This is a genomic window from Ruegeria sp. F5 (assembly GCF_056533845.1).
In genome coordinates this window covers 43,006-53,085 of record NZ_JBQFOU010000025.1, presented here as the reverse complement: position 1 = coordinate 53,085, position 10,080 = coordinate 43,006, and the positions used below count along the sequence as shown (strand labels likewise).

The window sequence follows — 10,080 nt, the reverse complement described above, 5'->3', positions numbered from 1 at the left end:
CAACTGGCTGGGCGCTGAGGCCCGGTGTGGTACGTTGCCGAGCAGAAAACGCGGACTTGCCCTACGACGCAACGTAACTTACTACTGCTTTTGGATGCCTAAAAGTATGGGAAACTTCCTACCCAAAGCGGTAAAAATACCAGTGTATACCAAAACCGTACCTACCCGTTCGGGTGGGTTTCGGAAAAATCAGGGCAAAATCAGATGATTGACCTCTGCAATAACCGGATCGACATCATGCTTGCGGATGGCAATCCGCTGGTTCTGTCCGCCATGTCCGAGATTTTCGAGCGCGACCCCCGATTCTCTCTGGTCGCGACATCGGCCACCGCCGAGGGGTTTCTGGGAACGGCAATGCGGGTCCCGGTTCAGGTCGGTGTGGTGGACTGGAACCTGCCGGTTCTGGGCGCGGCCAAGCTGATCGAGGTGATGCGCGAGCAGGCCAACGCGCCGCGCTTCGTTGTCTATGGCGATGCGACCGGCGATATTCCACGGCTGGCGATGCAGGCGGGGGCGGCGGGGTTCGCCGCCCGGTCCACCGAGGTTGAGGGCCTGCTGAAAACCTGCGCCGATGTGGCCGCTGGCAAGATGGTGTTTCCGTTCATCGATGTCCGCAAGATGCAGCAGGACCCGATCCAAAACCTGTCCCGGAAAGAGCGCGCCATTCTCGAGGCCTTGGCCCGGGGTCTGTCCAACCGCGAGCTGTCCAAGGAACTGCAGATATCGACCAACACGGTGAAATTTCACCTGTCCAATATATATGAAAAGCTCTCAGTCAAAAATCGGACTCAAGCGATTGCATTCTTCTACTCTTCTGGCGCAGCCTCAGATTAATTGAATTGCGCCAATAGCCGGGCGTGTACTATCGAACACGCAATATCTTGGTGTAAGTGAAATTATGTGAATTGTACGTCTTTTGCCATTGTAGCAGCAGAACGAGCTACCTTTTCAAAGACGAAGGCGCGCATCAGGAGAAAGCTCCACCACCTTTAACCCACTGTTAGATGCTACGCTTACCTGTCCGTTGTTCCACGCATAGACTAGCACCACTGTTTTGCCAGTATTGGCATCTTGCACTTCTATGATCGGTTCGGCTCTTTTCGCTCGCTCGTTCGATTGCTGTGTCTGCATTTTCGTTCCTTGGTATCCTGCACGTCCGTTCCTCAAACCCAGCGTCAAGCGAAGGGTAGGGGACTTTCGACCGTTCGATTGATGCAACCCGCCCTAGAAAACTTCAGGGACTCTAACAGCTCACAAACGTTTGCCTTGTCGCGACCAGCGCTCAAAAACCACTGGTTTACGGGCGACATCGCTTCGCTTGTTTCAGGAGAGATTTCCGGTAATTTTGCTTCTTGTTGCTGCATGCAGGTCAAGCCCCACGTTTTGACTTCACTATGGTTTGGCATTCGCATTAGGTTGACCAGAATTTTGTTCTGACGTTGAACCTATACTAACGCTGGACCAGTTGTTCCTCTGACGACGCACTCCAATTTGCAGCAGATACTGAAGTGATCTGGATCGTCTGACGTAATGTAATTGGTGAATCTTTCGCCTGCGAGTTTTCCAATGGTTGTTGCTGGAATGCGAATAGTGGTGAGCCCTGGTTCAACATCAGCGGACCCCTTGAAATCTCCGATACCGATAATCGACAAATCCTCAGGAACGCGCAAATCCAGCTTTTGGGCCGCAAACAACGCCCCCTGCGCGATGACGTCATTGCCACACAGCAGTGCTGTCGGCCTTTTCGACGTCGTCAGAAGGGCCAAAGCCGCCTGTTTCGCCTGAGAAACGCTGTAGGGGGCCTGTGTTTCGTGGTCATCGGGTACCGAAACCCCCTGCTCACCCAGTGCGTCATGCACCGCGGACAGGCGATGTCGCGCGCGGTCATTTCCTTGGGTTTCCGGAAAGATCAACCCGATGTCATGGTGCCCCAGTTCCAACAGGTGCGCGGCCGCAAGACGCCCGGCCAGATGGTTGTCCGCCCCCACACATGGAAAGGGCGAGTCTGGTGCATAGTTCCAGATTGCCAATGTCGGAATCTTTTGCTGCTTGATCAAGCGTTTGGTGGCGTCCGAATGCTCCAACCCAACCAGGACCACACCGTCCACGCGGTGTTCCAAAAGCTTGCGAACCATCGCGTATTCCCGATCAAGATCATAGCCATGCGATGCCAACAGCAGGCTAAACCCGGCATTATCGATGGAATCTGAAAAGGCTTGGATGACTTCGGCAAAAATGGCGTGATTGATCGTCGGTACGACCAGACCGATCGTGCCCGACCTTTTGCCATGCATGGTTTGGGCCGCCCGGTTACGGATATACCCCAGTCTCTGAACAGCCTGGTTGATTTTTTTGCGAGTCGCGGGGTTTACCAGATCAGGGTGATTGAAGGTGCGAGAAACTGTGGACGGTGACACTTTTGCGGCCTTTGCAACTGCAACGATGTCCACCTTACCCCTATGAAAATTCGCCATAAATTCACCCCGCACGACCAATTTAATGAAAACATTTGCAATACTATTTTCATTGCCTACCCTGATTTGTCAACAAAGCTAAACGGGCGAACAGACGGGTTGGGAGGCCCTGGATGGAATTCATTTACTACTTTGGAGATGTGTTCACGCCGATGTCGTTCCTGCTGCTTTTGGGCGGTACGATCGGCGGGCTGATCCTGGGCGCGACACCCGGCCTGTCGCCAACGATGGCAGTGGCCCTGTTGATCCCATTCACCTTCCAACTTGAGGCAGCGCAGGGCCTGATCTTGCTGGGGGCGGCCTATACCTCGACTGTGGCCGGCGGGGCGGTCAGCGCCATTCTGCTTAAGATCCCCGGTGCTCCGGCCAACATTGCCACCACTCTGGACGGACACACGATGGCCAAACAGGGTCAGGGTGCTCGCGCCCTGCAACTGTCATTTCTCGCCTCGGCCGTGGGCGGCATCTTTGGTGTTCTGCTACTGATCTTTCTGACCCCAGTCTTGGCGAAATGGGCGCTGGCCTTTGGCCCGTCGCACCTGTTCTGGCTTGCCATTCTGGGGGTCACGGTGATCGGCACACTGGATTCCGCGTCAGTGGTCAAAGGCCTACTGTCAGGCTGTATCGGATTGTGGCTGGCCACGATCGGGTTCGACGACATCATGGGCGCGCAGCGCTTTATCTTCCACCCGGCTCTTGGCGGCGGCATCAATATCATCGCAGCGTTGATTGGTCTGTTTGCGATCCCGCAGGTGCTGACCATGTTCGCCAAAGGGCGTCACAACACAGGCGCCGAAGTGATCGAAGTGCAGCGCCACTCGATCATGGCTGCGTTCAGGGAACTGTTCAGCCGCACCCGCGCGCTGAGCATCGGAACGCTGACAGGTTCGATCATCGGCCTGATCCCAGGTGTTGGTGGGCAGATCGCGGGTCTCGTCGCCTATGATCAGACCAAGAAGTTCTCGGCCGAGAAGGACAAGTTCGGCACCGGCTATTCCGAGGGTGTGATCGCCGCGGAGTCCGCTAACAACGCAATGGTCGGGCCGTCGCTGGTCCCGCTGCTGACGCTGTCTATTCCCGGCAGCCCGACCGCCGCAGTGCTGTTGGGTGGATTGCTGATCCACGGGATTTTCCCGGGATCAGACCTTTTCGATAATCACCCCGATGTGGCGTGGACCTTCATCAACTCGATGCTGATCGGGCAGGTGCTGATGTGTATCTTCGGCCTTTACGTCGCTGGTCTTGCAGCGCGCGTCGCACAGGTTCCGCAATCGGTTATGGCCGCCATCGTTCTGGCGCTGTCGGTCTTCGGCGCATACTCGGTTCAGGGGTCAATGGGCGACGTCTACGTCATGGCGTGCCTCGGCATCGGCATGTTCTTTTTGGAACGTTTCGGCTTTTCAGCCGCACCGCTGGTATTGGGTCTGATCCTCGGCCCAATCGCCGAGGCCAACTTTATCCAGGGCGGAATGATTGCTGATGCGACCGTAGGCAAGGCGTCGTACTTCCTGACCGGTGGGTTGAACCTGTTCCTGATCGCCGTCGTTCTGGCCTCGATTGCCTACTCGGCCTGGATGGAGCTGCGCAGCCGCCGCTACACCACCAAAGAGGAGGCACAGGCATGAACCGCTCGCAGCATATCTTCGGGTCAGGTCTGGTTTTTGCCGTCGGGCTCTGGGTCACATGGGTCAGCTATACCCAGCAACCGGCAGAGGCATTCCTGTTCCCGCGTCTGATCGCAACGGTGTTCGTCGTTCTGGCGGGATGGACATTTGGAAAAGCCGTCATGGGGCTGTCCAAAGTCGGCAATGGCGTGACGCGGACAATGTTTGTGAACATGCTGCCCGGTCTGATCATCGCGCTGATCTACGTGTTCTGGGCCGCAAAATCGCTAGGGTTCTACACCGCGACCACCGTTGCCTTTTTCATCCTGCTGTCGATCTACGACCCCGCACCGCATACCGAAGCCAAAAGCTGGATAAAACGCGGGATCATCACAGCAGTCTTTGTGGCGGTGATGTACGGGCTCTTTGCGATGCTTTTGAACGTCTACACACCAAGAGAAATTCTGTTCTGACCGCGAAGGTGCGCGGATGAACCAAATCAGGGAGGAAACGCAAAATGAAACGATTGATAGCAGGAGCAGCATTGGCCCTAGTGGGCCTAACGGGAGCGACGATGGCCGAGGAATATCCCGAACGACCGTTGATGATGATGGTCAGCTACGGGGCTGGTGGGGCCACCGACTTTCAGGCACGGATTGTCACCATGACCGCCGGGAACGAGGATGCGCTGGGGATGCCCATCGCCATCATCAACAAACCCGGTGCAGGCGGGCGCGTTGGCTGGAACTGGTTCGCCACGCAGGCCGATCCGGACGGCTATACTCTAGCCGCCTACAACGTACCCCATTTCATCGCCCAGTCGATCAAGGGTGGTGTCGAGTATTCGGCGGACAGCTTTGAGCCCATTGCAAACTGGGGCGCAGACCCGGCTGTGTTCGTGGTTGGTGCCGACAGCGAATTCAACTCGATGGAAGACGTCGTGGCCTACGCCAAGGAAAATCCGGGCAAGCTGACCGTCTCGGGCGCGGGTCTCTTTGTGGGTCACCACATTGCCGCGTTGCAGATTGACAAAGCAGCGGGAACCAAGATGGCATACATCCCGACCAAAGGCGGCGGAGCTGCGGCCATGAAAGCCGTCATTGCCGGCGAGGTCATGGGCGGCATCAACAACCTGTCCGATGCCTTCCGCGCTCAAGAGGCGGGCAACGTCAAAATCCTGGGCGTCGCCGATCTTGAGCGCAACGCCTTCCTGCCGGATGTACCGACGATGATGGAACAGGGTCTGGAAGTGGACAATTCCTCGGTCAATTTCCGGGGGGTGATGGTCCCCAAGGGAACGCCGCCCGAGGTTATTGAGAAACTGGCTGCCACAGTGCCCGAGATGTTCGCCAATTCGCGCGTTACCAAAAAGATGGAAGCAGGCGGCTCGCCCATGCACATCATGACGCGTGACGAAGTGATCGAGATGTGGGCACAACGCCAACAGACCTTGAACGAACTGCTGGCCGGTCTCTGACCGACCCAAATCAGGGCGGGTCATGCCCGCCCCGGACAACAAATCGAGGATGAACATGAACGCTCCGAACGAGATATCCCCCGAGATCGCCGAGGTTGACCGGAAAATGGCGCGCGCCCGCAAGGCCCAGATCGCCTATGAAGCCGCAGGCAGCCAAGCGCTTTATGACAAGGCGGCGCTGGCAGCGGGTTGGGCGATCATGGAGCCCGCGCGCAATCTGGCGTTGGCAGAACTGGCCGTGGAAACCACCGGGTTAGGCAATGTCCCTGACAAGATCACCAAAAACCACCGCAAGACGCTGGGTCTTTTGCGCGATATTGCCGAGGCAAAGACATATGGCGTCATCAGTGACGATCCTGAATCAGGCATCACCGAAATCGCCCGCCCCATCGGCGTGATCGGCGCGGTGGTTCCATCGACCAATCCTGCGGCAACGCCGGCCAACAACATTATCAATGCTCTGAAGGGCGGCAACTCGATCGTCGTCGCCCCCTCGCCCAAGGGCGTGGCATCCTGCGAACTGCTGCTGAGCTTCATTCACGCCGAGTTTGACAAGCTTGGACTGGACCCGGATTTGGTCCAGATGATCCCCGCACCGGGGTCAAAGGCTAAAACGCAACGGCTGATGGAGATCTCGGATCGCGTGATCTGCACCGGCAGCCAGAACAACGTGCACCGGGCACAGTCCTGCGGCACTCCCGCCGTCGCGGTTGGCGCGGGCAATGTCACGGTGATCGTCGATGAAACAGCCGATCTGGCGGCCGCTGCGGCCAAAATCACGGCCTCGAAATGTTTTGACAACGCGACATCCTGCTCGTCCGAAAACGCGGTTGTCGTGGTGGATGCAATCTATGATGATTTTATTGCCGCAATGGCTGCTGAGGGCGGCGCGCTGGTTCCCACCTCTGACGAAGCAGGGATCGTCGCGCGGCTTTGGCCGGATGGACACCTGAACCGCTCAGCCATCGCTCAGGACGCCGACAAGATGCTTGAGGCGCTGGGAATGGCCGGGAAAGCCCCCGAAAGCACGAAATTTCTGGCGGTCGAAACCGACGGGATCGGCCCCGAACACCCTCTGTCCGGAGAGAAGCTGAGCCGGGTTCTGGCCCTGTACCGGGCCTCGGACTATGCCGCCGCAAAAGCCACCGCAGCCCGTGTTCTGGCCCATCAGGGGGCCGGACACTCGGTCGGAATTCACACCAGCGACGACGCGCGCGCGGTCGAGCTTGGCCGCGAACTGCCAACCTGCCGAGTCATCGTCAATCAGGCGCACACTTTTGCCACCGGTGGCAGCTTTACCAACGGAATGCCCTTTTCCCTGTCCATGGGATGCGGCAGCTGGGGCGGAAACTCAATCGATACCAACCTGCATTGGCGGCACTTCGTCCAAACGACCAAAATCGTGCGTGAAATAGCCCCGCGCGAACCCGCGCTTGAGGATGTTTTCGGCGCGTATTGGCAGGAGGCCGGGCAATGATGGAACCGCCAAAAGGCACAGTCCGCGACTGGCTGGACCGCAGGGCCGACCAGGGCGGAACCGGGTTTGTGTTCCCCGATGGCGCACCGGATCTGAACTGGGCGGAGCTGCGCAGCTCGTCCCGAAACGTGGCAAGCATGTTGACGCGCCTGGGCGTGCAAAAAGGCGAAAGTGTCGCCCTTGTCTACCCTAACTGCCGCGAGGCGCTGATTGCCTTGTTCGGCGTTCTGTGTGGTGGGTTCCGGGCAACCATGATCAATCTTGTTGCGGGCGACAGTGCCGTGACCTACGCGCTTGACCACAGCGGCGCGCGCTTTGCGTTTGTGCACCCGGATCAAACCGAGTTGTTTGACCGAACTGCCGATCCTGCGGTGACCACGGCTTTGCAGGTCACTGACGCCAGTGACGCCACTGCCGAGCTTTACGATCTGACGCCTGACGATCACGCATTGCTCATGTACACTTCTGGCACAACCGGCCGTCCCAAAGGTGTCGTTCACACCCATTCCAGCCTGTTGGCTGGCGGCTGGACCACTGCCATCGCGCATGAGCTGTCAGACACGGACCGTGGCTTCTGTGTTTTGCCGATCTACCATATCAACGGGCTTTGCGTGACGGTGATGGGAACGCTCGTCTCGGGTGGATCGCTGGCCATGTGCGAACGGTTTTCGGCAAGCCGGTTCTGGGACAACGTTGGGAAAACGCATGCTACATGGTTTTCGGTGGTCCCGACAATCATCTCTCATCTACTGCATTCCGACACCAACCCAGATGCCCAGACGCGACAGCAGTTGCGGTTCGGGCGGTCCGCGTCATCCGCGCTTGCACCCGATGTGCAACGCGCATTTGAAGAGCGGTTCGAGGTACCCATCATCGAAACTATGGGGCTTACGGAAACTGCGGCGCAGATCCTGTCAAACCCCCTTCCGCCAGGCGTGCGCAAGATCGGCTCACCAGGTGTTGCGTACGGAAATAACGCCGCGATTCTGGACCTAAATCAGCAACGGGTTCCACATGGGACTGAAGGTGAGTTGGTAATAAGCGGACCGAACGTCATGCTTGAATATCTCAAGAACCCGGATGCGACTGCAGGTACTTTTACAGCCGATGGCTGGCTGCGTACGGGTGATCTGGCGCGTATGGATGAGGATGGGTACGTCTATGTCACCGGCCGCCTGAAAGAACTGATCATCAAAGGCGGTGAAAATATCGCCCCGCGTGAGATCGACGAAGCGCTGTACTCCCATCCCGACGTTGTTGAAGCCGCAGCTTTTGCGCGCCCCTGTCGCAGCTATGGTGAAACCGTTGAGGCCGCCGTGAAAATCCGGGACGGATCCGAGCTGACGTCGCTGACCCTATTGCAGATTTGCGAAACCAAGCTGGGTCGGTTCAAATCCCCCGATCAAGTCCATGTCGTGCCGGAATTGCCAAAAGGGCCATCAGGGAAAATACAAAGAAACAGAATACTCGAGATTCTCAACGACAAGATCGGTGGTTCGAGGACGTAACCCACTGCAGTTTTATTACTAACGAAGTACTGCTGACCTTTTCTACATTGTTGCAGATCTGAGGTATTTCAACGGCCGTTGCTCGTTCCGCGAGCACGCGATCCAGCTGATCCAGCCGGATATTTGCTGCGTCGGCGGGTTGACCGAGGCCAAGAAGATTTGCGACATGGCGCAAGTGTTTGACGCCACAGTGCAAGCACATGTCGCCGGCTCGCCAATTTCGACCGCAGCAGCGCTGTATTTGCAGGCGGCGATCCCGAATTTCTGCATCCATGAACATCACTTCCGCTCTACACATCCCGACGTGGTTGCCCTGTGCAAACACGACTACCAACCGGAGAATGGCCGTTATCGCGTACCGGAAAGGCCTGGTCTGGGGCAGGAAATCTCCGACAAAGCAATCATGGGAGCGTTCATGCACAAACGTGTCGCTTGAACTAGCGGAATTGGAGATATTCAGTCTAACCGAAGGGCTTTCGAAACAGATGGTTAGATGCAAGAATCAATTTCTGTACCAATTTCTCGGGAGAACTCAGAGGTACCTGATCCACGCGCATTGATCCCGGTTGAGCCCAATCTCTTCAAGAATCCTTTTCACATCCAGATTGAAGTTGTCGGCAATTTCTTGGAGCTGAACCGCCTGAAAGCTATCAAGATTCCGCATCGTTCGACCCTCTTCGAAGGGGATCAACTCGTGATATCTGCCAGACCAACGCACGATACCACCACAGAGTATCCGTCTTTTGGCATCTGCAAGTTCGGCAACTGGGTCCGCAAAGAAATCGGTCCATTTGACAATACCCGTGCTGACAGCGCGCGCGACAGCCTGTTCTCTTGTCCGACACTTGAGCTTGGTGACAATTGAGGATGTGAGAGCATGCACATATCGGAAGGAGAGGCCAGTCTGTCGCGATATGACGGATGGGATCATTCCCGATGCAAGCATTTTCAGGATATCCATCTCCTGATCTGAGAGTGCGTCCGCGCAGAAGTTGAATGTCGTGCCAATTACATCGAGTGCAAGCAGGTGCAGAACCTGCGCTTCATGACGTAGGGCAGGGAGCATTTGCGCGACCAAGGGGTTCCAATCGGACTGAGGCAGATTGGACGTTGCTGTAAAGACGCCGCGCTCACCAAAAGGATTGATGACCGGAATGGAAAGACCGTTGTCTCCGACACCAAATTGCCTGGCCGCTTCAAATAGCGGCGCGTGATCAGGCTCATCGTCAAACACCGCCCAGTCAATTGGCGCAATCATGGTGGCGCCAAACCGAATGAGAGGATCAATCAGGATCAGTTCGTTATCAACGTAGTAATTGACCCATTCTTCTGAAAACGTGGTGCAGCCGTGAACCACATTATGATGTTTGTCGATATGGGCGTACGAGGCGTTTTCCAATCCGAACCTGAAACAAATTTCCTGAAGGCGCGCCTCTCCGGTTTGCCGGAAATCAAGTTCAGAATTGCCAATATCCGCGATTTTCATGGATCGTTCTCCCATAGCCCGGAGCGTCCCAAGCCACATAACAACCCAATCTCT

The 10,080-nt window shown here is 56.7% G+C and carries 10 protein-coding genes; 7 read left to right on the top strand and 3 right to left on the bottom strand.

Annotated features, from left to right (window positions below):
- The first annotated feature begins 204 nt into the window (after positions 1-204).
- Positions 205-834, top strand: coding sequence for a response regulator transcription factor (locus ACR0K1_RS23210; RefSeq protein WP_480852011.1), 630 nt, complete (start codon positions 205-207; stop codon positions 832-834).
- Between the two features lie 114 nt (positions 835-948).
- On the opposite strand, the gene ACR0K1_RS23205 is transcribed toward ACR0K1_RS23210, so the two are convergent.
- Both ACR0K1_RS23205 and ACR0K1_RS23200 read right to left on the bottom strand, forming a co-directional pair.
- Positions 949-1,131, bottom strand: a complete 183-nt coding sequence (locus tag ACR0K1_RS23205) for a hypothetical protein (protein ID WP_480852010.1) — start codon at positions 1,129-1,131, stop codon at positions 949-951.
- Positions 1,132-1,445: 314 nt separating this feature from the next.
- Complete coding sequence (locus tag ACR0K1_RS23200; RefSeq protein WP_480852009.1) at positions 1,446-2,474, bottom strand: LacI family DNA-binding transcriptional regulator; 1,029 nt, start codon at positions 2,472-2,474, stop codon at positions 1,446-1,448.
- Positions 2,475-2,587: 113 nt separating this feature from the next.
- Between ACR0K1_RS23200 and ACR0K1_RS23195 the strand changes: the two genes are divergently transcribed.
- The 6 genes from ACR0K1_RS23195 to ACR0K1_RS23170 are packed head-to-tail and all read left to right on the top strand — an operon-like array spanning position 2,588 to position 8,976.
- Positions 2,588-4,099, top strand: a complete 1,512-nt coding sequence (locus tag ACR0K1_RS23195; protein WP_480852008.1) for a tripartite tricarboxylate transporter permease — start codon at positions 2,588-2,590, stop codon at positions 4,097-4,099.
- Positions 4,096-4,551, top strand: coding sequence for a tripartite tricarboxylate transporter TctB family protein (locus tag ACR0K1_RS23190; protein WP_480852007.1), 456 nt, complete (start codon positions 4,096-4,098; stop codon positions 4,549-4,551). Before ACR0K1_RS23195 ends, ACR0K1_RS23190 begins: the two co-directional genes overlap by 4 nt.
- Positions 4,552-4,595: 44 nt before the next feature.
- Positions 4,596-5,555, top strand: coding sequence for a Bug family tripartite tricarboxylate transporter substrate binding protein (locus tag ACR0K1_RS23185; protein WP_480852006.1), 960 nt, complete (start codon positions 4,596-4,598; stop codon positions 5,553-5,555).
- 55 nt (positions 5,556-5,610) lie between these two features.
- Complete coding sequence (gene sauS / locus ACR0K1_RS23180) at positions 5,611-7,032, top strand: acylating sulfoacetaldehyde dehydrogenase (protein ID WP_480852005.1); 1,422 nt, start codon at positions 5,611-5,613, stop codon at positions 7,030-7,032.
- Positions 7,029-8,540 (top strand): AMP-binding protein, encoded by a 1,512-nt coding sequence (locus ACR0K1_RS23175; protein WP_480852004.1) that lies wholly within the window; start codon positions 7,029-7,031, stop codon positions 8,538-8,540. Before sauS ends, ACR0K1_RS23175 begins: the two co-directional genes overlap by 4 nt.
- A gap of 46 nt (positions 8,541-8,586) precedes the next feature.
- The gene (locus ACR0K1_RS23170) at positions 8,587-8,976 is read left to right on the top strand and encodes an enolase C-terminal domain-like protein (protein ID WP_480852013.1); all 390 of its coding nucleotides are present in this window, start codon (positions 8,587-8,589) and stop codon (positions 8,974-8,976) included.
- A 96-nt stretch (positions 8,977-9,072) separates the two neighbouring features.
- Here ACR0K1_RS23170 and ACR0K1_RS23165 read toward each other — a convergent pair whose 3' ends face one another.
- Entirely contained in the window at positions 9,073-10,026 is a 954-nt protein-coding gene (locus tag ACR0K1_RS23165) for a LuxR family transcriptional regulator (RefSeq protein WP_480852003.1), read from the bottom strand.
- Between the last annotated feature and the right edge of the window lie 54 nt (positions 10,027-10,080).